Origin of the sequence: Lentzea sp. NPDC003310, from assembly GCF_040610935.1 — a bacterium.
Classification (GTDB): domain Bacteria; phylum Actinomycetota; class Actinomycetes; order Mycobacteriales; family Pseudonocardiaceae; genus Lentzea.
Window position 1 is genome coordinate 183,953 of the sequence record NZ_JBEXNC010000010.1, and the last position, 19,116, is coordinate 203,068.

19 protein-coding genes and 3 tRNA genes are annotated in these 19,116 nt (G+C 70.8%); 10 read left to right on the forward strand and 12 right to left on the reverse strand.

Annotated features, from left to right (window positions below):
* Nucleotides 1-68: 68 nt before the first annotated feature.
* Nucleotides 69-2,096 carry an NACHT domain-containing protein gene (locus ABZX02_RS22070; RefSeq protein ID WP_355300436.1) on the forward strand — a complete coding sequence of 676 codons (2,028 nt, stop codon included), beginning with the start codon at nt 69-71 and terminating at the stop codon, nt 2,094-2,096.
* Here ABZX02_RS22070 and ABZX02_RS22075 read toward each other — a convergent pair.
* The 3 genes from ABZX02_RS22075 to ABZX02_RS22085 are packed head-to-tail and all read right to left on the reverse strand — an operon-like array spanning nt 2,032 to nt 5,467.
* Nucleotides 2,032-4,272, reverse strand: coding sequence for an FtsX-like permease family protein (locus ABZX02_RS22075; RefSeq protein WP_355300437.1), 2,241 nt, complete (start codon nt 4,270-4,272; stop codon nt 2,032-2,034). The two genes, ABZX02_RS22070 and ABZX02_RS22075, sit on opposite strands and share 65 nt — an antisense overlap.
* A complete protein-coding gene (locus tag ABZX02_RS22080; protein ID WP_355300438.1) occupies nt 4,269-4,946 on the reverse strand; it encodes an ABC transporter ATP-binding protein in 678 nt (225 codons plus the stop codon). The genes ABZX02_RS22075 and ABZX02_RS22080 overlap by 4 nt, the downstream gene beginning before the upstream one ends.
* Nucleotides 4,943-5,467 (reverse strand): PadR family transcriptional regulator, encoded by a 525-nt coding sequence (locus ABZX02_RS22085; protein ID WP_355300439.1) that lies wholly within the window; start codon nt 5,465-5,467, stop codon nt 4,943-4,945. The genes ABZX02_RS22080 and ABZX02_RS22085 overlap by 4 nt, the downstream gene beginning before the upstream one ends.
* 86 nt (nt 5,468-5,553) lie before the next feature.
* Between ABZX02_RS22085 and ABZX02_RS22090 the strand changes: the two genes are divergently transcribed.
* Nucleotides 5,554-6,042 (forward strand): CGNR zinc finger domain-containing protein, encoded by a 489-nt coding sequence (locus tag ABZX02_RS22090; protein WP_355300440.1) that lies wholly within the window; start codon nt 5,554-5,556, stop codon nt 6,040-6,042.
* Here the strand turns inward: ABZX02_RS22090 and ABZX02_RS22095 are convergent.
* Entirely contained in the window at nt 6,015-7,211 is a 1,197-nt protein-coding gene (locus tag ABZX02_RS22095) for a DUF445 domain-containing protein (RefSeq protein WP_355300614.1), read from the reverse strand. The two genes, ABZX02_RS22090 and ABZX02_RS22095, sit on opposite strands and share 28 nt — an antisense overlap.
* 80 nt (nt 7,212-7,291) lie before the next feature.
* On the opposite strand from ABZX02_RS22095, the gene ABZX02_RS22100 reads away from it, so the two are divergent.
* The 5 genes from ABZX02_RS22100 (at nt 7,292) to ABZX02_RS22120 (ending at nt 13,299) form a co-directional block, all read left to right on the forward strand.
* Nucleotides 7,292-8,455, forward strand: coding sequence for a pyridoxal phosphate-dependent aminotransferase (locus ABZX02_RS22100; RefSeq protein WP_355300441.1), 1,164 nt, complete (start codon nt 7,292-7,294; stop codon nt 8,453-8,455).
* 96 nt (nt 8,456-8,551) lie between these two features.
* The gene (locus ABZX02_RS22105; protein WP_355300442.1) at nt 8,552-9,082 is read left to right on the forward strand and encodes a sigma-70 family RNA polymerase sigma factor; all 531 of its coding nucleotides are present in this window, start codon (nt 8,552-8,554) and stop codon (nt 9,080-9,082) included.
* Nucleotides 9,079-9,438: a hypothetical protein gene (locus ABZX02_RS22110; protein WP_355300443.1), complete on the forward strand. Its 360-nt coding sequence runs from the start codon at nt 9,079-9,081 to the stop codon at nt 9,436-9,438. The genes ABZX02_RS22105 and ABZX02_RS22110 overlap by 4 nt, the downstream gene beginning before the upstream one ends.
* Nucleotides 9,435-11,675, forward strand: a complete 2,241-nt coding sequence (locus ABZX02_RS22115) for a CHAT domain-containing protein (RefSeq protein ID WP_355300444.1) — start codon at nt 9,435-9,437, stop codon at nt 11,673-11,675. The genes ABZX02_RS22110 and ABZX02_RS22115 overlap by 4 nt, the downstream gene beginning before the upstream one ends.
* Before the next feature lie 811 nt (nt 11,676-12,486).
* The gene (locus ABZX02_RS22120) at nt 12,487-13,299 is read left to right on the forward strand and encodes a hypothetical protein (RefSeq protein ID WP_355300445.1); all 813 of its coding nucleotides are present in this window, start codon (nt 12,487-12,489) and stop codon (nt 13,297-13,299) included.
* Between the two features lie 296 nt (nt 13,300-13,595).
* On the opposite strand, the gene ABZX02_RS22125 is transcribed toward ABZX02_RS22120, so the two are convergent.
* Nucleotides 13,596-15,032: a PLP-dependent aminotransferase family protein gene (locus tag ABZX02_RS22125; protein ID WP_355300446.1), complete on the reverse strand. Its 1,437-nt coding sequence runs from the start codon at nt 15,030-15,032 to the stop codon at nt 13,596-13,598.
* A 61-nt stretch (nt 15,033-15,093) separates the two neighbouring features.
* Here ABZX02_RS22125 and ABZX02_RS22130 point away from each other — a divergent pair, with 61 nt between their 5' ends.
* Nucleotides 15,094-15,747, forward strand: a complete 654-nt coding sequence (locus tag ABZX02_RS22130) for a hypothetical protein (RefSeq protein WP_355300447.1) — start codon at nt 15,094-15,096, stop codon at nt 15,745-15,747.
* Here ABZX02_RS22130 and ABZX02_RS22135 read toward each other — a convergent pair.
* Both ABZX02_RS22135 and ABZX02_RS22140 read right to left on the reverse strand, forming a co-directional pair.
* Nucleotides 15,698-16,225 carry a Clp protease N-terminal domain-containing protein gene (locus ABZX02_RS22135; protein WP_355300448.1) on the reverse strand — a complete coding sequence of 176 codons (528 nt, stop codon included), beginning with the start codon at nt 16,223-16,225 and terminating at the stop codon, nt 15,698-15,700. The two genes, ABZX02_RS22130 and ABZX02_RS22135, sit on opposite strands and share 50 nt — an antisense overlap.
* On the reverse strand, nt 16,222-16,431 hold the full coding sequence (locus tag ABZX02_RS22140) for a helix-turn-helix domain-containing protein (RefSeq protein WP_030473166.1): 210 nt from the start codon (nt 16,429-16,431) through the stop codon (nt 16,222-16,224). Before ABZX02_RS22140 ends, ABZX02_RS22135 begins: the two co-directional genes overlap by 4 nt.
* A gap of 61 nt (nt 16,432-16,492) precedes the next feature.
* Here ABZX02_RS22140 and ABZX02_RS22145 point away from each other — a divergent pair, with 61 nt between their 5' ends.
* Nucleotides 16,493-17,203, forward strand: a complete 711-nt coding sequence (locus ABZX02_RS22145) for a hypothetical protein (protein ID WP_355300449.1) — start codon at nt 16,493-16,495, stop codon at nt 17,201-17,203.
* 47 nt (nt 17,204-17,250) lie between these two features.
* Here ABZX02_RS22145 and ABZX02_RS22150 read toward each other — a convergent pair.
* The 5 genes from ABZX02_RS22150 to ABZX02_RS22170 all read right to left on the reverse strand — a co-directional run bounded on the left by ABZX02_RS22150 (nt 17,251) and on the right by ABZX02_RS22170 (nt 18,689).
* Nucleotides 17,251-17,324: transfer RNA gene (locus ABZX02_RS22150), tRNA-Phe, on the reverse strand.
* 14 nt (nt 17,325-17,338) lie between these two features.
* Nucleotides 17,339-17,412, reverse strand: a tRNA-Asp gene (locus ABZX02_RS22155).
* Nucleotides 17,413-17,465: 53 nt separating this feature from the next.
* A tRNA-Glu gene (locus tag ABZX02_RS22160) sits at nt 17,466-17,538 on the reverse strand.
* A 149-nt stretch (nt 17,539-17,687) separates the two neighbouring features.
* On the reverse strand, nt 17,688-18,317 hold the full coding sequence (locus ABZX02_RS22165; protein ID WP_355300450.1) for a ScbR family autoregulator-binding transcription factor: 630 nt from the start codon (nt 18,315-18,317) through the stop codon (nt 17,688-17,690).
* Between the two features lie 126 nt (nt 18,318-18,443).
* Complete coding sequence (locus ABZX02_RS22170) at nt 18,444-18,689, reverse strand: hypothetical protein (RefSeq protein ID WP_355300451.1); 246 nt, start codon at nt 18,687-18,689, stop codon at nt 18,444-18,446.
* Nucleotides 18,690-18,843: 154 nt separating this feature from the next.
* Here ABZX02_RS22170 and ABZX02_RS22175 point away from each other — a divergent pair, with 154 nt between their 5' ends.
* Complete coding sequence (locus tag ABZX02_RS22175; protein ID WP_355300452.1) at nt 18,844-19,104, forward strand: hypothetical protein; 261 nt, start codon at nt 18,844-18,846, stop codon at nt 19,102-19,104.
* The last annotated feature ends 12 nt before the right edge of the window (nt 19,105-19,116 follow it).

The window sequence follows — 19,116 nt, forward strand, 5'->3', positions numbered from 1 at the left end:
AACTGAAACGTCACGACACGGGTCACTGAATCGACCTCACGTGGATGCGGTGCGTCATGATTCGTCGCATGTCCAGATTCCGCCAGCAGGCGCTGCTGACCGGCTGCGTGCTGACCGCGTTGCTCACGGCGGCCGGGTTGTTCGTGACCGAGGCCGGCATCAGCCCGCACCTGTGGCTGATAGTGCTCGCGGTGGCGTTCCTGGGCTTCCTGGCACTGCTCGACCCGTGGGTCCGGCGCAGGCACAACGCCGAGCTGAGCACCGACGAGCACCTGGACGCGGCGACCCGCGCCCTCGCCGTCGGCCTGCAGGCGCAGTGGAACGAGGAGGTCCGCTCGCGCGGCCTCACCGACCCGGACCTGCTGGACCTGCACTGGATCGCCCCCGAGCTGGACCTGAGCGACGAGCCGGACGCGCCGCCGGGACGCAGCGACGCGGTCGTCGGCGCGTTCGGCAGGCAGGTCAACCGGCGGATGGTCTTCGTCGGCGAGGCCGGCACCGGCAAGTCGACGGTCGCGATGCTGCTGACGTGCGGCCTGCTCGACCGCTACGACGGCGGCATGGTGCCGGTGCTGCTGCCCCTGTCGACGTGGAACCCGGCGGTCGAGGACATCCGCACGTGGCTCACGCGCCGGCTGTACGAGGACCACCCGGCGTTGCGCAACACCGAGCTCTACGGCAGCTACGCGGGAGACCTGCTGATCGAGCAGCACCTCGTCCTGCCCGTGCTGGACGGCCTCGACGACGTCCCGGCCCACCAGCGCGCGGACGCCCTCTCCCGGATCGCCAAGGCGTTCCCCGCGAACCGCCCGCTGGTGCTGACCTGCCGCACGGACGAGTACGCGCAGGCCGTGCGCCTCGCCGGTCCGCTGCCCGGCGCGGACGTCGTCGAACTGGCCCCGCTCGACCTGGAGGAGGTCGCCGCCTACCTGCGGGCGAGCGCGGACAGCTGGGGCGCGGCCCGCTGGGAGCCGGTGTTCATCCAGCTGCGCGAGGAACCGGACGGCAGGCTCGCGGACGCGTTGTCGACGCCGCTCACGATGTGGCTCGCCGGCGTGGTCTACGCGGACAGCGAGGCCGAGCCGACCGAACTGCTCGACCGCGGCCGCTTCCCGGACGCGCGAGCGATCTCCGACCACCTCTGCGACGAGCTGGTGTCGCGGGCGTACGGCAACAGGGCGTTCGCGCACCACTCCAGGGCGAGCCAGGTCTGGCCGCGGGACCGGGCGCGCAAGTGGCTCGAGTTCCTCGCGCACGAGATGCGCGACCGCGGCATCCGCGAACTGGCCTGGTGGGAGCTGCGCCGGTCGGTCGGCAGCACGTGGCTCGCGGTGCTCGGCGCACTGGTGCTGGGCGCGATCGGCGGGTTCGGCGTCGGCTGGCTGATGGCGTACTCGATCACGCCGTCGCTCGCCCCGGTCACCGGCCTCGTCGCGGGCATCGGCGTCGGCGCCGCCGCCCTGACCGCCGCCGGGGAGCGCAGGACCAAGCCGCGGCTGGGGATCTGGCGCAGCCTGCTGCTCGTGCCCGGTGTGCTCGGACTCGCCGCCGGACTGGTTTTCGGGGCCCTGTACGGACTTTCGGCCGGGCTCGTGGTCGGCCTCGGGCTCGCCGTCGCGATCGCGCTGCGGTTCGCGCTGTCCAGCGCCGCCGAGCTCTCCCAGGCTTCCAGTCCTCTGTGGACGATGGCGCGCGACCGGATCGCGGTGTGGACGGGCTCCCTGGTGCTGGCCGTGGTGTTCGGCTCGGCGGCGGCGCTCGTGTTCGGCCCCGGCCAGACCGGCATGGTCGGCCTCGGGCTCGCGTCCGGGTTGATGCTCGGGTTCGCGCTCGCCGTGCTACACCTGCGCTGGTGGTGGTTCACCGTCGCGCGGATCTGGTTGGCGCTGCGCGGAAAGCTGCCCTGGGAACTGATGGTCTTCCTGGAGGACTCCCGCAAGCTGGGCGTGCTCTGCCGGGCGGGGGCCTGCTACCAGTTCCGGCACGGACTGGTGCAGGACCGCCTGGCAGAGCACGTGACGACCAGCAGGACTACTCGGTCCGCAGGCCAAGTGCTCCGGTCGCCCTTCTCAGCGAGGGCAACGTCAGAGCAGTGACCAGCGCGACCAGTCCGACCGAGATGCCGGTGACGGTCCCGATGCCGGCCCAGTCGTAGTGCACCTCGGCGTCGAACGCCCTGGTGACGAGCACGCCGAGCAGGATGCCGGTGCCCACCGACACGACCGTGGAGATCACCAGCGGGATCCCGTTCTGCCACACCAGGGACCGGGCGAGCGTGCCGCGCGGCACGCCGCTCGCCGCCATCGCCGCGAGCGGGCGACGCCGTTCCCGCACCTGCTCCAGGCCCACGACCAGCAGTGACGCGCCCGCCAGCAGCAACGTGAGGAGCGCGGCGCCGTAGAGCGCCCTGCGCACCGCCAGGAACACCTGCTCCATCTCGCTGGTGTCGTCCTGACCGACGTACTGGCTGTACACCCGCCACGAGTACGGCGCGATGGCGTTGCGCACGTGCTCGGCGACGTCGGGCTGCGACGGGTCGAGCTCGGCCTGGACCTCGGCGTACGCGCGGCTCAGGTCGACGCCCCGCGCGGCGGCGGGGGTGACGAAGAGGCCGAGGTACTGGCCCGTCGCCCGTTCGACGGGCGGCACCGTCCACGTCCTGCCGCTCTTCTCGAACGTCAGCGTGGTCCCGGGTTCCGGGTTGCCGAAGCCGTTGGCCGTCGGCACGAGGTACGCCTTGCCGTCGACGCAGCCGTCCGGGAGGGTCACCGCCAGCCGCAGCGCCGCGCACGTGCCGACCGCGATCGTGGTGTGGTCCCGGTCGGGCGCCAGCGCGTAGGTGCGTTGGAGGCTCTCCACGCCGACCACGCCCGGTGTCTTCGCGAGCAGTCCCGGCAGCTCGGGGAGCGGCGTGGTCTCGTTCACCGTGATGCCGAGGGTGTGCTGGTCCGCCTCCCGCGTCTCCTCGGCCATCACGTCGTTCTCGACGCCCGCGAGGATCACCTGCAGCGTCACCACGCCGGCGAGCACCACCGCCACGCCGCCGACGACGCGTGCCGCCGTGCCCGCGTCGAGCTGCAGCCGGCGCACGGCCAGCTGCAATGCCGGGGTGGCACCGCTCATCCGGTGCACCGCCCGTTCGACCAGCCACGGGAGCAGCACCGGAACGGCGAACATCAGCAGGACGACGCCGCCGATGATCGGCCACTCGTCGGCCTTGGACCCGTTCGTGAACTTGCCGAACTGGCTCGCCAGCAGGGCGACACCGCCGAGCGCGGGCACGACCCGCCACCACAGCCTGCGCCGCACCGGTTTCTGCTCGCGCACCACCCCGAGCGGTTCGACGATCGTCCGGCGCATGGCGAACACCGAGGTCAGCACGGCCAGCACCGGCACGGAGACGAGCACCACGAGGGTCAGCGGCAGCGTCGGCGTGAGGTCGCTCGGGAACACCGCGACCTCGGGGAGCGGGATGTCGTCGACGAGGGGTCTGATCGCGAAGAGCAGCCCGAACCCGACCGCGAGACCCACGACCGCACCGGCCAGCGCCTCCCCGGCCGCGATCAGCCGCACGCGTGACGCACTGGCCCCGACCAGCCGCAACGCCGCCAGTCGGCGGTCGCGCTGGGCGGCCGCCAGCCTCGTCGCGACGCTCACGAACACCAGCACCGGGAACAGCAGCACGACCGCCCCGACGATGCTGAGCATCAGCAGGACCGTGGGCAGCCCGCCGCCCGCGTAGTCCAGGCCGAACGCCCAGACCTGGTTGCCGTCGTTCGGCTGGATCGAGGTGTCGCCCGCGAGGAACCGGAGGTCCTGCGGCCCGTCCATGCCCGCCGGGGCGAACGTGCCGATGACCTTCTGCGGGAACCGCGGCCGCAGGAGCTCGCCCTCGGGGCTCGCCAGCAGGTCCGCGAGCCGCGGTGACACGACGATCTCGCCGTCGCCCGGCAGCCGGTCCACCCCCGGCGGCACCGGCGCGTCCGGCACGAGTGCGCGGACGTAGGTGCCGCTGACGAAGTCGGACCGGAAGGCGACCGACCCGTTCTCCAGCAGCAGCGGCGCGGGCCCGGTGCCCTCCTCCACGACGTTGCGGGCGTTCCCGCGCTGGTCGCGGTTGCCGAACGCGGTCGGGATGGACGCGGCGAGCAGCAGCACCGCCACGCACATGCCGATGCCGAGACCTTGGAGCGCGAGCCTCCCCAAGGACTTCCGGCTGCCCCCGACGGCCAGCCGGACGCCCAGGACGAGGTCGCTGAGGACGCGGTTCACCTGACCAGCTCCACGTCCCGCGAACGGCCGTCGCGCACGACGACCTCGCGGTCGGAGTAGGCGGCGACGCGCGGTTCGTGCGTGACCAGCACGACGGCCGCGCCCGTCTCCCTGGCCGCCGTGGTGAGCAGGTGCATGACCCGCTCGCCGTTCAGCGAGTCGAGAGCGCCGGTCGGTTCGTCGGCGAAGATCACCTTGGGCTTCGTGACCAGCGCGCGGGCCACCGCGACACGTTGCCCCTGGCCACCGGAGGTCTCCCCGGGCCGCTGGTCCGCGACGGTGTCGACCTCCAGCCGGGCCATCCACTCCCGCGACGCCCGTTCGGCGTCCTTGCGCTTCATGCCGCTCAGGCGCAGCGGCAGCGCGACGTTCTCCAGGCAGGTGAGCTCGGGCACGAGCTGGCCGAACTGGAAGACGAACCCGAACTCGGTGCGCCGCAGCTCGCTGCGAGTGCCGTCGCTCATCGCGGTCAGGTCGCGGTCGCGGTAGGTGACCGTGCCCGCGTCCGGCGGCAGGATGCCCGCGAGGCAGTGCAGCAGCGTGGACTTGCCGGACCCGGACGGGCCCATGATCGCGACGACCTCGCCCTCCCGGATCGCGATGCCCGCGCCGTCCAGCGCGTTCGTCTTCCCGAACGACTTGTGCAGGCCCTCCGCGGACAGCAGCGTCGTCATCGGGCCACCTCCTCGGCGAGTTTGTCCAGGCGGGCGGCGGTCAGCTCGAGCCACCGCAGGTCGGCTTCGAGGTGGAACAGGGCGAAGTCGCAGATCAGCTGGTCCGCGAGGTCGCCGTCCACCTTGCGCTTGGTCAGGTCGCGCATGGTCCGCAGGTGGGCGGCGCGCTGGGTGTCGAGCACCTCGGTCGCGCTGCGGCCGGACAGCAGCGCCAGCACGACCTTCGCGTAGAGGGTGTTCTGCAGGTACGGCTCGGGCTTCTCCGGAGTGCCGAGCCACCGCTCGACATCGGTGACGCCGGCGTCCGTGATCGCGTACCGCTTGCGGTCCGGACCGTCGCCCGACTCCACCCCCGCCTCGCTCACGAGACCGTTCTTCAGCAGTCGAGACAGGGTCGAGTACACCTGTCCGTAGTGCAGGGGCCGGTCCTGGCCGAAACGCTCGTCATAGGCGCGCTTCAGGTCGTAACCGTGCCTTGGACCGCCTTCTAGCAGGCCCAACAGTGCGTGTCCGATCGACATGAGCAGCACTATACACACCATGTATACACCGGGTGTATTCCTCGGATGCCCTGACGCGCAACCGCCGTGGCGCCTACAGTGGTGGGGTGACTGGTCTGACTGTCGGCTGGGATCACGACGTCGAGCTGCTGCTCGACTTCCTGAACACTCGACACGTACTGGACAGTGAAGCCTCCTGGCGCGCGTGGGTGACCGAGCGCGGCCTCGGGCGGAGCAGTGACCTGGCGCAGGCGCGCGCCGCTCGGGCGGCACTGCGGTCGTCCATCGAGGGGTCGTCAGGACCCCGGACGGCCGCGGGCACCGTGCACATCGAGCTCACCGACGGCGTCCCGGTGCTGTCGAGCTCGGACGCGCTCGGCGCGGTGCTCGCCGCGTCGGCCCGCCTCGCGGTGCTGGGCTCGTGGGAACGCTTCAAGATCTGTCCGGCCGACGACTGCCTGAGGGCGTTCTTCGACCGTTCGCGCAACCGCTCGCGCACCTGGTGCTCGATGCAGGTGTGCGGCAACCGCGAGAAGGCGCGCACGTTCCGGAAGAGAACCCGGGCCTCTCAGAACAGCACGTTGGCCGCGGTGTAGATCACCAGGCCGGCGAGCGCGCCGACCACGGTGCCGTTGATCCGGATGAACTGCAGGTCCCTGCCGACCTGCAGTTCGATCTTGCGCGAGGTCTCCTCCGCGTCCCAGCGCTCGACCGTGTCCGTGATCAGCGTGGTGATCTCCGCGCGGTAGTTGCTCACGACGTACCCGGCGGCCTGCTCCAGCCAGCCGTCGACCTTGGCGCGCAGCTCGTCGTCGGTCGTGAGGTTGGTGCCGAGCGTGATGAGGCCCTGCGTGACGCGCTTGCGCAGCTCGCTCGACGGGTCCTCGGCCGCGTCGATCAGCATCTTCTTCGCCGTGCCCCAGGCGGAGCTGATCAGCTTCTGCACGTCCGGGTGGTTGATCACCTGCTGCTTGACCTGCTCGGCGCGCTGCATGGTCGCCGGGTCGTCCTGCATGTCCGTCGAGAACTCGATCATGAACTGGTCGACGGCGAGCCGCATCGGGTGGTTCACGTCGGTCTTGACGGCCCAGGCGAAGTTCACGAGCTCGGTGTAGACCTTGTCGCCCAGCATCGCGTCGACGAACTTGGGCGACCAGGTGGGCGCGCGGTCCGTGACGATCATGCTGACCTTGTCGTAATTGTCCCGCACCCACTCGTAGGCGCGGTCGCACATGAGGTCGACGAGCTTGTGGTGCGCGCCGTCGGTCAGCACCTGCTCGAGCAGCTTGCCGAGCGGCGGACCCCACGGCTTCTCCGTGACGCGCTTGACGATCGCGCTCTCCACCACGGCCTGGACCTCTTCGTCCTTGAGGACCGTGATCGCGCCCTTGATGACGTTCGCGAGCTCGTTGGTGATCCGCTCGGCGTTCTCGGGCTGCTTGATCCAGGCGCCGGCCCGTTCCGCGATGCCCGCCCTGCGCAGCTTGTCCTGCACGACCGCGGGGCTCAGGAAGTTGACGCCGACGAAGTCGCCGAGCGTCTGGCCGAACATGTTCTTGCGCTCGGGGATGATCGCCGTGTGCGGGATGGGCAGGCCGAGCGGGCGGCGGAACAGGGCCGTGACGGCGAACCAGTCCGCGAGGGCGCCGACCATGCCGGCCTCGGCCGCCGCCCGGACGTAGCCGACCCAGGCGCCCTCGAAGAAGTGCGTGCCGAGGAAGATGACCGTCGCGCCTATCAGGAAGCTCGTCGCGACGAGCTTCATCTTGCGCAGGTCGGCGCGCTTCTGCTGGTCAGCGGCGGTCAGTTGCTCCACGGGTCCATTGTCCGTGAAGATCCTGGCTTGTGCGGGTACCAGCGCTAGTTCCTCGGTTGCAGCCGTTCACGTCGACCATCTTCGCGGAGATGACGGCGCTGGCGGTGCAGCACGACGCCGTCAACCTCGGTCAGGGCTTCCCCGACACCGACGGGCCGGAGTCGATGCTCCAGGCCGCCCAGTCGGCGATCGCGTCGGGCGTGAACCAGTACCCGCCCGGTCCCGGCATGCCGGTGCTGCGCCGCGCCGTCGCCGCGCACCGGTCGCGCTACGGGCTGTCGTACGACCCGGACACCGAGGTCCTGGTCACGGTCGGTGCCACCGAGGCGATCGCGGCCTCGTTGCTGGCGCTGGTCGAGGCCGGTGACGAGGTGATCCTGATCGAGCCGTACTACGACTCGTACGCGGCCTCGGTCGCGATGGCGGGGGCGACGCGCGTGACCGTGGGTCTGCGCGAGGACGCGTCGGGGCGGCTGGCGCTCGACGTGGACGCCCTGCGTGCCGCCGTGACGCCCCGGACGCGCGCGATCCTCGTCAACTCGCCGCACAACCCGACCGGCACGGTGTTCCGCTTGGAGGAGCTCCAAGCGATCGCCGCGTTGTGCGTCGAGCACGACCTGCTGGCCATCACCGACGAGGTCTACGAGCACCTGGTGTTCGACGGGCTGGTGCACATCCCGCTGGCGTCGCTGCCGGGGATGGCGCCCAGGACGTTGTCGATCTCGGGTGCCGGCAAGACGTTCAACTGCACGGGATGGAAGATCGGCTGGGTCTGCGGGCCGGCCGAGCTGGTCTCGGCGGTGCGCGCGGCGAAGCAGTTCATGACGTTCGTCGGCGGTGCGCCGTTCCAGCCGGCCGTCGCGCACGCCCTGACCACGGAGCTGGACTGGGTCACGTCGTTGCGCGACTCGCTCGCGTCCAAGCGCGCCCGCCTGGCCGAGGGGCTGCGTGCGGCGGGCTTCGAGGTGCGGTCGTCGGAGGGCACGTACTTCATCTGCGCCGACGTCCGGCCGCTGGGCTACACCGACGGGCTGGCGCTGTGCCGCGAGCTGCCCGCGAAGATCGGGGTCGCGGCGGTGCCGGTGCAGGTGTTCACCGACCACCCGGCGGACTGGCAGCACCTCATACGGTTCGCGTTCTGCAAGCAGGACGCGGTGATCGACGAAGCGGTGGAGCGGCTCCACAAGCTGTAGTTGTCCACAGGTGTGGATGAGTTTCTCCACAGTTGTGGACAACCCACTTTCGGGTGAGGGGCGGAGCCTGCGGAACGCGATTCGACTCCAAATGTCATGGAGTCGAACACCGAGGTTCTCGTTGCGTGGCGTTCCGGTCTCTCGGGCTGGGACGCCCTCGTCGATCGCTACTCCCGACTGGTCTGGTCGGTGCCCAGATCGTTCCGGCTGAGTCCGTCCGATGCGGCCGACGTGTACCAGTGCACGTGGCTCTGCCTGGCTGAACACCTCACGCGGCTGCGCGCGCCCGAGCACCTCGGGTCGTGGCTGGTCCGTACTGCCAGCCGGCAGTCCATCGCGGTGCTGCGAGCTCGCGGACGTGAGGTGTCGTACGACCTGTGGGAGCCGGTGTCGGTACTGCCGCCGCCGGACGAGGTCGCGATCACCAACGATCGACAACGGCGGTTGTGGGCCGCGCTGACGACCTTGACCGAGCGGTGCCAGCGGCTGCTGAGGATCGCTGCCCACAGCCCCGAACTGAGTTATGCACAGGTTGCCGACGCCCTGGGGATGAAGGTGGGGAGCGTTGGGTCCACGCGCCGCCGCTGCCTCTCCGACCTGCGGCGGAAGGTGGAGGGCCTGCGATGAGGGACTCGCTGCTCGACGAGATCGCCGACCTCTTCCGCTCCGACACGCCGCCGCCTGCCCTGACCCCGCGCCCCACCGGTCTCGAACCCATGGAGCCGGTCCAAGAACCGGTGCGCGGTCCCTCCCGGCAGCTGGTGTTCGAGCTCGGCACCGGCCGCCTCCACCTCCAGCTCGACCCCGGCCACCTCACCGGCGTCCTGGACGGCAGCAGCCTCACCGTCGAGGTCCTCTCGCCGTCCGCCGCGCAGGCCCTGACCCCGGACGCCGAGGGCTGGTTCCGCGCCACCGTCAAGCCGGGGCCGACGTGCGTGACCGTGCCCGAACTCGGCCTCACGACGGGCTGGTTCGTCGCATGAGCGCCAGCGCCGACCCCCTGGCCACCATCGCGACGACCGAGGTCCGCGGCACGAAGGCCGAGCGCGCCGACGCCCTGCACGACCTCAGCGTCGCCCACGTCGAACTCGGCCACCTCGACGTCGCGGCCAGGTTCGCGGGGCGCGGGCTGCGGCTCACGGGCGAAGCCCGGTTCCACCTCACGCTCGCGTGGATCGACCTCGACCGCGGCCGGCGCAGGCAGAGCCTCCAGCACCTCGACCTCGCCACGCCCCGGCTGCGCGGGAAGGAGCTGACGCGGGCGAAGTGCCTGCGCGGACTGCACCTGTGCCACGAGGCGCCCCTGCTCGCCATCGCCGAGCTCACCGCGGTCATCCGGGACCTGCGCCGGCACGGCGACGCGCGCTGGCTGGCGAACGCACTGGTCGGGCGCGGTATCGCCCGGTGCTCGGCGGTGAAGCTCGGGCAGGCCGAGGCCGACTTCGCGGCGGCGCAGGCGGTGCTGACCTCCCTCGCCGAACCGGGGCGTGCGGCGATGTGCCTGCACAACAGGGGTTTCGTGGCGATGCTCGCCGGGGACCTGCCGCTCGCGCTGCGCAGGTACGAGGAAGCGGCGAAGGCCGGGCTCGACTCCACCAGCCGGCCGGAGGCGCTGGTCGATCGCGCCGAGGCACTGCTCGCGGCCGGACTCACGGCGGAGGCGCGGAACGTGCTGGCGCCGGCGATGGAGTTGTTGCGGCGCTGCAAGAGGCACGTGCCGGAGTTGGCCGTGCTGAGTGCGCGCTGCGCGTTGCGGGACGGCGATCCCGGGCCGGCGAGGAGGCTGGGCGGCACGGACGTCGAGTTCCTGCTCGCCGCCGGCAAGCTCGACGTCGTTGCGGCACACCGGTTTCGCGGGCCTGCGCAGACGCGGGCGCTCGGCTGGCTCGCGCAGGCGAGGAGATCGGACCGCCGGGGTGCGCTGGCCGCGTGCCGGGCAGGGCTCAGGGTGCTCGACGAACACCGGGTCGACTGGCCGCGCAGGGAGTTGACCGGCCACGCGCTCGGGCTCGCCAGGACCGCTCGCGAGGTGTTGCGCTGGTCCGAACGGCATCGCGCCTCGGTTCCGTTGCCTCCCAACGATCCCGAGCTCGCGGCGGTGATGACGGACCTGCGTCGCGCCAAGGCGTTCGGACTGCCGGTCGAGGCGCTGGAACGGGACGTCCGCCGGCTCACCCTCGCTTCCACGAGACGGCTCGAAGCCACCACGACGTCACCGGACCTGCCCCTGGTCAGCTTCATCGTCCACGAAGGACGGATGAAGGCGGTCACGCTGGTCGACGGCCGCGCACGGCTGCGAGTCGTCCCCGACCCGGACGAACTCGTCCGCACCGCCAAGCTCGCGCTGCACGCGGGACGCCCGGTCACGAGCGACCTGCTCCCGGACGCCGAGGAGGTCGTGGTGGTCCCGGACGGCGTCCTGCACGGGATGCCGTGGGCGTCGCTCGGCCGGCGGGTGCACGTCGTGCCCTCGCTGCGGCACTGGCGGCCCGCGGGACGTGGTGGCCGGCGGGTGTGGGTCGGCGCGCCAGGGGTCAGCAGCGAGGTGGTGCCGCTGTGGCGGGAGCACGGGGGCGACCTCGTCACGCCCACAGTCGAGGCGACACTCAGAGCGTTGGAAGGAGCCGGGGTCGTGCACATCGCGGCGCACGGGCACGTCCACCCGGTGAACCCTCTGTTCTCCCACCTGGACCTGCGGGACGGCCCGCTCTACGGCTACGACATCGCGCGGATCCAGAACCCGCCGGACGTGGTCGTGCTGTCGGCGTGCGAGTCGGGGCTGGCCAGGGCGTTCCTCGACGCGGGCACCAGGGCGGTGATCGCCTCCACCCTGGCCGTGCCGGACGCGCGGGTCGCTGCGGCGATGCAGGAGGTCCACCGCCGGATCGACCACCCCGTGGAAGCGGCGCGGGCCGTCGCCCACCTCGGGTTCAGCTGCTACGGCACGGGCACGAGGGTCGCGGCGTGCAGCGCCGCCGCGAAGGAGGTGCCGGTGCACAGGAGCTGCGAGGTGCCCACCGAGGCCGGCACGTCGACGCCGGGAGCGACCACGTCCACCCACGCCCCGCGGCCGGAGAAGTCGGCGTCGGTGCCCACCGCCGTCACCGCGGGCAGGGCGGCGGGCCACCACGGGCGCTCGGAGCCGCCGTTGCCCGCCGCGGCCACCACGTTGCGGCCGCACGAGGCCAGGACCGGCGGGCACCGGTCGTCGACCGTGTAGGTGCCGGAGGCGACCAGGACCACCGGCAGGTCCCTGGTCGCGCGCAGCGCCGCGGCGAGCGTCAGGTCGTCGCCGAAGCCGGAGGCGCCCAGCACGGGGAAAGGACGGACCGTGGCGCCGTGGTGGCGCAGGACGCCCGCCACCAACGCGCCGTGCGGAGCGTCGAGAGGGGTGTCGAGCAACGCGACCGTGCCCTCGCCCAGCAGCTCCGGCAAGCGCTCGCCGACGACCGGCCTGGACGTGCCGATCATGATGGGGCAGGCGAGGTGGACGTGGTTCGGCGTCGCGCCCGCCTCCGCCGCGATCTCCGCGACGCGTGCCCGTTCGGACGCTTTCAGGTGCACGCGGATGGCCCCGGAAACGATCTCCTCGTGCGAGTAGACCCCTCGCAAACGCTTGCGCACAGTGGGTGCGTCCGACGGCAGCACGATCAATTCCCCCGAACGGAGCAAGCACTCGTTTGGACCCGACTCGTCGTGCACGATCACGGGGCCGAGCTCGCGAGAGGCGTGATCGACCAGCTCAGAGAGGCTGTTGACCTGCTTGGGCGCGTCCACATCGGACACCATCCCCCGTCCCGACACGGTCCACACGGGACGAACGAGCAATGTCACTCGATCCGATGACGACACTGACGGTGTTCATGCCTGATCAGGGCAACACGGACAGCCGCACGAGACCGCCCTTCCGGGTGTTTCGCGGCGAGTGGGTTCGCAAAGTCACTCACCGGTGCTAGACATAGCTCTACGTCAACCTCCGACGGCGCTGTGCGTTGAGGGTGAGCCTGACACGGTGGACGGGTGGTGATCCTGTGGCGAGTGGTGGAGCTGGTGCACTGCTGCTGCGGGCCGCTGCGCTCGGCGGCCTCACCGCCGCCGCCTGGCTGCTGAGCGGGACGACCGCGTCCGCGAGCCCCGAGGAACCGCCGGCCGTCGAGATCGTCGCCGAGACCCCGGCCGCGGAGACTCCGGCCGCCGAGGTCCCCCAGCTGCTCGAGGACCCCGCCGGGTGGGCGCAGGCCTTCACCGCGTCGGTGGTCGAGAAGCACCAGCCGACCGAGGTCCTCCCGCCGCCGGTCGCGACGAAGCCCGCCGAGGAAGAGCCGCAGGAGGAGCCCGACGAGGGCCCGGTCCTCGACTTCACCGGCGGGTCGCACAGCAACAACCGCTCGGGCAGCATCACGAACGAGGCCCCGCCCGAGGTCGTCCAGGCGAAGGCCAAGGTGCGCGCCGCCAAGATCGCGGCGAAGCTCGCGGCCGAACTCCCGCCGCCGCCTCCTCCGCCGCCACCCGCACCCGTGCCGGTGGCCAAGAAGATCGTGCCGCTCCTGCCCGACCTGCCGGTGCCCGCTCCCGCGCAGACCGAACCCGCCCCGGCGAGCGACTACAGCTGGTCCGCTCCCGGCCCGGACGCGCCGCTGCCCGCACCGCAGCAGGCCCCCGTGGTCGCCACGGCCTCCGCGTCGTCCGGCCACACCGACAACTCCGGCGGCACGCGCGGCGTGCTCGCCGTCCTGACGTCGCACGACTCGCTCTTCCCGCCCACCACGTGGTCGGCTCAGGAGCGACGCGACGGCACTGCGCCCGGCAGCACTCCGGGCCTTCCGGCAACGTCACCCGACTGAGTCCGACAGGACAAGTCTGCCCTCTGCGCGATTTGTGACCGTTCCGTTCCGTCGCGCCAGTAACTCCGCACCACATTTCCCGTTGTACGCAAGGAACCCAGTCTTCCTGACCTGCCAACCGCGCCCTGGCAGGTCGGGTCTGGTCCGAGTGCCGCGCTGCCCCCGCAGTCTCGGACCACACGGGAAACCTGCGGACGGGGGACGTCAATCCCTGGGACGTTCCCCGGCCGCAGGCCTCTCGTTCGCAAGGTGCTCGGCCCGGTCTCCACCGCTGCGGGAGACCGGGCCGACGCGTTTCACGCCACCGGCAGCGACAGGTCCGCATCCGCCGGAAAGCCTGTTCCTGCAACAGATGCAGCCACCACACCCAAACGGGCGATCGCCTCGCGCAGCACTTCGGGTGACTGCGTGTACGGCACTCGGAGCATCTGCTCGCAGCCCCCGTGCACCGCGAACCGCGGACCTGGGACGAGCCGCAGACCGTGGTTCTGCGCCACCACCGCGATGCGCGTGCTCACCGGCCCGTCGAGCGCGCACCACACGCCGAGCCCGCCGGCAGGCACCTCGAAACTCCACTGTGGACAATGCTCCCGCAGCGCCGCGACCGCCACGTCCCGCTGCACCAGCGCCTCCTCGCGCCGTTGCCGCAGCACGCTTTCCGGCGACTCCAGCAGGGCAGCCAGCACGAGCTGCTCGAACACCGGTGTGCCGAGGTCGATCGCGGCCCTCGTCGACAGCAGCCGGTGCACGACGTCCGCGGACGCCCTGATCCACCCGATCCGCAGTCCGCCCCAGTGCGACTTGCTCGCGGAGCCCAGCGTCACCACCGAGTCGCCGCCGAACGCGGCCATCGGCAACGGCGGCTCGGCACCGTCCAGCGCGAGTTCCACCAGGGTCTCGTCGACGACCAGCGGCGTGCGCGCCTTCCGCAGCACGGCCGCCAGCGACTCCCTCGACTCGGACGACATCCGCAGTCCGGTCGGGTTCTGGAAGTCGGGGATCAGATAGGCCAACCGGGGGCCGGCCTGGCGCAGCGCCGCCTCGAACCCGTCCAGGTCCCACCCGTCGGAGAGCATCGGCACGGGCACCGGGACGCCGAACGACGCCCGCACCGCCTCCAGCGCGTTGGGGTAGCTCGGCTGCTCCACCAGCACCCGGTCGCCCGGCCCGACGAAGAGCCGCAGCACCAGCGCCCACGCGTGCTGGGCGCCGGACGTCACGACGATCTGGTCGGCGGACGTGGGCAGCCCGCGCGCCGTGTACCGGTCGGCGATCCGCTGCCGCAGCACCGGCAGACCCCGTTCGTCGTACCCGTGCGACGCGAGGTGCTCCGGCATCTGGTTCATCGCCACGTCCATGGCCAGCCTGACCGACGGCAACGCGGGAGGCGCGGCGCGGGACAGGTCGATCAACGTGTCGTCGACCCCGGTGATCCCGCCCCCGGTGCCGACCGGTCCGTTGATCCACGACCCGGCCCCGCGCCGCGACTCGACCACCCCCTCGGCCCGCAACTGGTCGAGTGCCGCGGTGATGGTGGTGCGGCTCACGGGCAGCGCCTCGGTGAGCTCGCGTTCGGACGGCAACCGGGTCCCCACCGGCAGCCGTCCGTCCGCGACCAGCAGTTTCAGCGCCGCGACGAGGTCGACGACGCACTGCCGGGCACCGCCGCGACGCCACTCGCCGAGCAGTCGCGCGAGCCGCGCACCGGATATACGTCCACCTGGTGGGAGCATGAGGCCAATTATCCCGAATTGGCTATGGATTACCAGGCCAATCGAGGCGCAACATGGCCACATGGCCTCCATGACCGCACTCCACCAGGTCTCCGTCCGGATCTCACCCGCCCGTCGCCTCCCGCAGCTCCTCGCAGGGCTGTGGCTCTACGGCGCGAGCATGGCGATGCAGATCCGCGCGACCCTCGGCCTGAATCCGTGGGACGTGCTGCACGAAGGCCTCACGAAGCTCACCGGCCTGAGCTTCGGCCTGATCACCGCGATCACCGGCGTGCTGGTGCTGCTGGCGTGGATCCCGCTCAGGCAGAAACCCGGTGTCGGCACGATCGCGAACGTCGTCGTGATCGCCGTCAGCGTGGACGTGACGCTCTCGCTCCTGCCTGCGCCGGAAGGACTTCTGCCCAGGATCGTGTTCCTGACGCTGGGCATCGTGCTCAACGCCGTGGCGTTCGCCGCGTACGTCGGCTCCCGCCTCGGACCGGGCCCGCGCGACGGCCTGGTCACCGGGTTCTGCCGGCGCACGGGGATCTCCCTGCGCCTCACCCGGACCGTGCTCGAACTGATCGTGCTCGGCACCGGCTGGCTGCTCGGCGGCACGGTCGGCATCGGCACGGTCCTCTACGCGCTCGGCATCGGCCCGCTCGCGCAGCTGTTCCTGCCCGCGCTCACGTGGCGCGAGCGCTCGCGGCCCGCTTGCGGATCTCCGCGTACGTAACGCCGCGTTCCTCCAGCACCTCGGCCACGATTCCCTTGCCCTGCAACAAAGCCAGCAGGACGTGCTCCACCCCGAGGTAGTTGTGGCCGAGGTCGCGCGACTCGCGCAGCGACTTCTCCAGCGCCTTCTTGAAGTCCGGCTCCAGCGGCATGCCGAACCACCGCCTGCGCGGACCCGGCCGCAGCACCCCGGTGCCGAGCGACTGCTCCGCCGACTCGATCACCGCGTCGACGTCGATCCCCAAGCCCCGCAACGCTTCCGCGTCCGCCTTGGTCAACCCGCCCTTGCGCCGGTAGTCCCGGAACGCCGTCTCCAACTCGGCGCGCGGCAGGTCGAACCCGGCCAGCACCGGCGCGTCCAGCAACGCCAGCAGCAGGTGTTCCACGCCGACCTCGGCGGCGTGGACCTGCTCCGCCTCCCGGACCGCGGCCTTGACCGCCTCCCGGGCCTCCTTCGTGAACCGCTCCGCGATCATCATCGACCCCCGTGCTTCTTGTGCACCGCCTGGCGGGACACCCCGAGTTCCGCCGCGATGTCCTGCCACGACCAGCCCTGCGCCCGCGCACTGCGGACCTGGGCCGCTTCCAGGTGTTCGAGCAGTCGCCGCAACGCGCTGACGGCCCGCAACCCCACCTTCGGGTCGCGATCCCCAGCCGCGGTGGCGAGATCCGTCGCTTCCGTCATGATGTCAACGTACGTTGACAACCGCGATCCGTCAACCAATGTTGACACGTACGGTGGCGATGTGAAGATCGAGACCGCGGAGCAGGGGGCGCCGGGCCGGGTCACCGAGGACCGGATCCGGGTGCTGCCGAACGCCGTCGTCGTGCTCGACGGCGTGACCTCGCGAACCAGGCCGCCGAACCGCAACGGCGGTTGGTACGCCACGGGACTCGCCAACGAGCTCGCGCACCTGATCAACGACACCGATCCGCTGACCGACGTCCTCGCCCGAGCCATCGCGAACCTCGCGGAGCGGCACGACCTCGTTCCCGGCGACTCGCCGGCGTCGACCGCCTCGATCGTCCGCTGGAACGACGACACGATCGACGCGCTCGTCCTGTGCGACACCCCCGTGGTCGCGTTCGGACAGTCGACCCGCGTGCTCGAGGACACCCGGCTCGAAGACCTCCGGCCCGACCCGGACATCCTGCGGTGGAAGAACAAGCCGGGCGGCTACTGGGTCGCGGAGGCCGATCCCGCCGCCGGGTACCAGGCCCGGACGGCCAGCTGGCGCCGCGACGAGACCACGTGTGTGATCGCTCTCACAGACGGTGTCTCCTGTGGAGTGTCCGAGTACGGGCTCTTCGCGTGGGACGAGTTGGCGCAATTGCCGTTGGGCGATGTTCTCGACCGAATCCGGGACGCCGAACGCGGTGATTCGGAGCACAAGCGTTGGCCGCGCTACAAAACGCACGACGACCAGGCGATCGCCCGAATCAGCTTCCGCACATGACGAAAGAAGCCCCACAGAGATTCCGCGGGGCTTCTTTCGAAGAAGGATGGCCAGGGGCGGGGTCGAACCGCCGACCTACCGCTTTTCAGGCGGTCGCTCGTACCAACTGAGCTACCTGGCCATGAGAAGAAAAAGCGACCCAGACGGGACTCGAACCCGCGACCTTCGCCGTGACAGGGCGACGCGCTAACCAACTGCGCCACTGGGCCTTGCTCTTGCTCGTCGTACTGTACTGCATCGTGCGTACTGCTTGTTAACTGCGTGCCCCCAACGGGATTCGAACCCGCGCGACCGCCTTGAAAGGGCGGGATCCTAGGCCGCTAGATGATGGGGACTAGCTGGTCTCTGGAAGCATCGTAAGCATATGCCATAGGTCCGCGCACCTCCAAAACGGGGGTCCCACTTACGGGCTGACCTGCTCAAACCCGCTTCGAAGCCGGAACGGCCAGATCAACAAATGCCTGTTCAGGGCCTTCACGCCACTTCACGCCGGTTCAGGCTCAGTTTGTGATCCAGACAACTTCCACTCGGAAGTAGCGACGCACGGCAGCACGTGCCGCAGAACCTCGCGGATCCGTTCGGGGAAGTCGGCGCACGCGGTGGTGGCGGAGGAGATCAGCCGAGAACCGAGGGCGGCGCCGCACAACGTCCGCGCGACGGCCTCCGGATCGACGCCGGGACGGAGGTCGCCGCGTTCGGCCGCCTCGAAGAGGTACGTGGCGACGACCTTCTCCCACATGACGTGCGTGCTCGGGACGCCCGGATAGCCGACCTCGCGATCGGCATTGAGCCGCACGCCGGCGCGCAGGACGACGTCGGCCGCCATCCGGTCGGCCGAGTCCACGAACATGCCGTGCAGGGCGCTCAACGGGTCGAGGCCGCGTAGCCGCCAGGACTCCCGGACCTGCGCCCACAGTTCGCCCTGCCGCTCGACCAGGGCGTCGGCGACCGCTTCCTTGGAGAGGAAGTGGAAGTAGAACGCGCCCTTGGTCAGTCCGGCGCGCGCGAGCACGGCGGTCAGCGACGTGCGCTCGTAGCCGAGCCGGTCGAACTCCTCCGCCGCGGCGTGGAGTATCGCCTCACGTGTCGCGTACGCCCGGTCCTGCTGGGGCATGGGACAAGGTTAGCCGTTGCCGCTAAAGAGACCCGTGGGTATGTTTCGGGATGCGGCCCTGTTCTGCAGACGCGCTCCGGGGGGTGCGCGCCTGGAGTCAGGGCCGCTTTCGCGTGCGCGAGGTCCTCACCGCTGCACCGGTGGAGTGCCTCCGTCCTCGCCCGGTGACAGACCCAGCATGTCGAGCAGCATGCGGCAGTCCTCGGTGCCGAGGGCACTGCGTGCGACCGCGAGCCTCGCCCGGTGGACCTGTTCGTCGGAGATCCGCGAAGGCTCTCCGCTGCGCTGGGCCGGCACGCTCGGCCCGCCCTGCCTCGACATGCCGTCGTCCTGTGTGAACAGGAACTTCCGCACTTCCAGTGACCCGCTCATAGCACCCTCCCCGACTTGAGGTGTGGCGCGAGGCTAAGCGACCTGGGACAACAGCCGCAGCCCCCCGCAGAGTGATTCACTCGACACCCAGCGTTACTTTCCGTACTGGTGCCGCGTGTGCCACGTGGGGAACGGGTCAGTGGATGATGGACCGATGACCGACCCCACGCCGGAGCCTTCCCCCGAAGCAGAGGGCCAAAACGCGTCCCAGATACCGCCCGCGGTCGACCAGGAGGCGATCTTCCAGGCGCTCAGCGGGATCAACCTGAACACGATCGAGGCCGACATCGAGTCGGCGTTCGGTTCCCGGATGGCCGAGCTCGACAAGATGCTCGAGGGCCTCGACGACCTGGTCAACAAGATCGAGAGCGACATCCAGAACCTGGACCAGCCCAAACCCGACGGTCCTCAGTAGATCCCGTACCCC

Coding starts and splice junctions, on each gene's coding strand:
- ABZX02_RS22070 (WP_355300436.1), top strand. CDS start 69: ATGTCCAGATTCCGCCAGCAGGCGCTGCTGACCGGCTGCGTGCTGACC.
- ABZX02_RS22080 (WP_355300438.1), bottom strand. CDS start 4,946: ATGACGACGCTGCTGTCCGCGGAGGGCCTGCACAAGTCGTTCGGGAAG.
- ABZX02_RS22085 (WP_355300439.1), bottom strand. CDS start 5,467: ATGTCGATCGGACACGCACTGTTGGGCCTGCTAGAAGGCGGTCCAAGG.
- ABZX02_RS22095 (WP_355300614.1), bottom strand. CDS start 7,211: ATGAAGCTCGTCGCGACGAGCTTCCTGATAGGCGCGACGGTCATCTTC.
- ABZX02_RS22105 (WP_355300442.1), top strand. CDS start 8,552: ATGGAGTCGAACACCGAGGTTCTCGTTGCGTGGCGTTCCGGTCTCTCG.
- ABZX02_RS22110 (WP_355300443.1), top strand. CDS start 9,079: ATGAGGGACTCGCTGCTCGACGAGATCGCCGACCTCTTCCGCTCCGAC.
- ABZX02_RS22115 (WP_355300444.1), top strand. CDS start 9,435: ATGAGCGCCAGCGCCGACCCCCTGGCCACCATCGCGACGACCGAGGTC.
- ABZX02_RS22125 (WP_355300446.1), bottom strand. CDS start 15,032: ATGCTCCCACCAGGTGGACGTATATCCGGTGCGCGGCTCGCGCGACTG.
- ABZX02_RS22130 (WP_355300447.1), top strand. CDS start 15,094: ATGGCCTCCATGACCGCACTCCACCAGGTCTCCGTCCGGATCTCACCC.
- ABZX02_RS22135 (WP_355300448.1), bottom strand. CDS start 16,225: ATGATGATCGCGGAGCGGTTCACGAAGGAGGCCCGGGAGGCGGTCAAG.
- ABZX02_RS22140 (WP_030473166.1), bottom strand. CDS start 16,431: ATGACGGAAGCGACGGATCTCGCCACCGCGGCTGGGGATCGCGACCCG.
- ABZX02_RS22165 (WP_355300450.1), bottom strand. CDS start 18,317: ATGCCCCAGCAGGACCGGGCGTACGCGACACGTGAGGCGATACTCCAC.
- ABZX02_RS22170 (WP_355300451.1), bottom strand. CDS start 18,689: ATGAGCGGGTCACTGGAAGTGCGGAAGTTCCTGTTCACACAGGACGAC.
- ABZX02_RS22175 (WP_355300452.1), top strand. CDS start 18,844: ATGACCGACCCCACGCCGGAGCCTTCCCCCGAAGCAGAGGGCCAAAAC.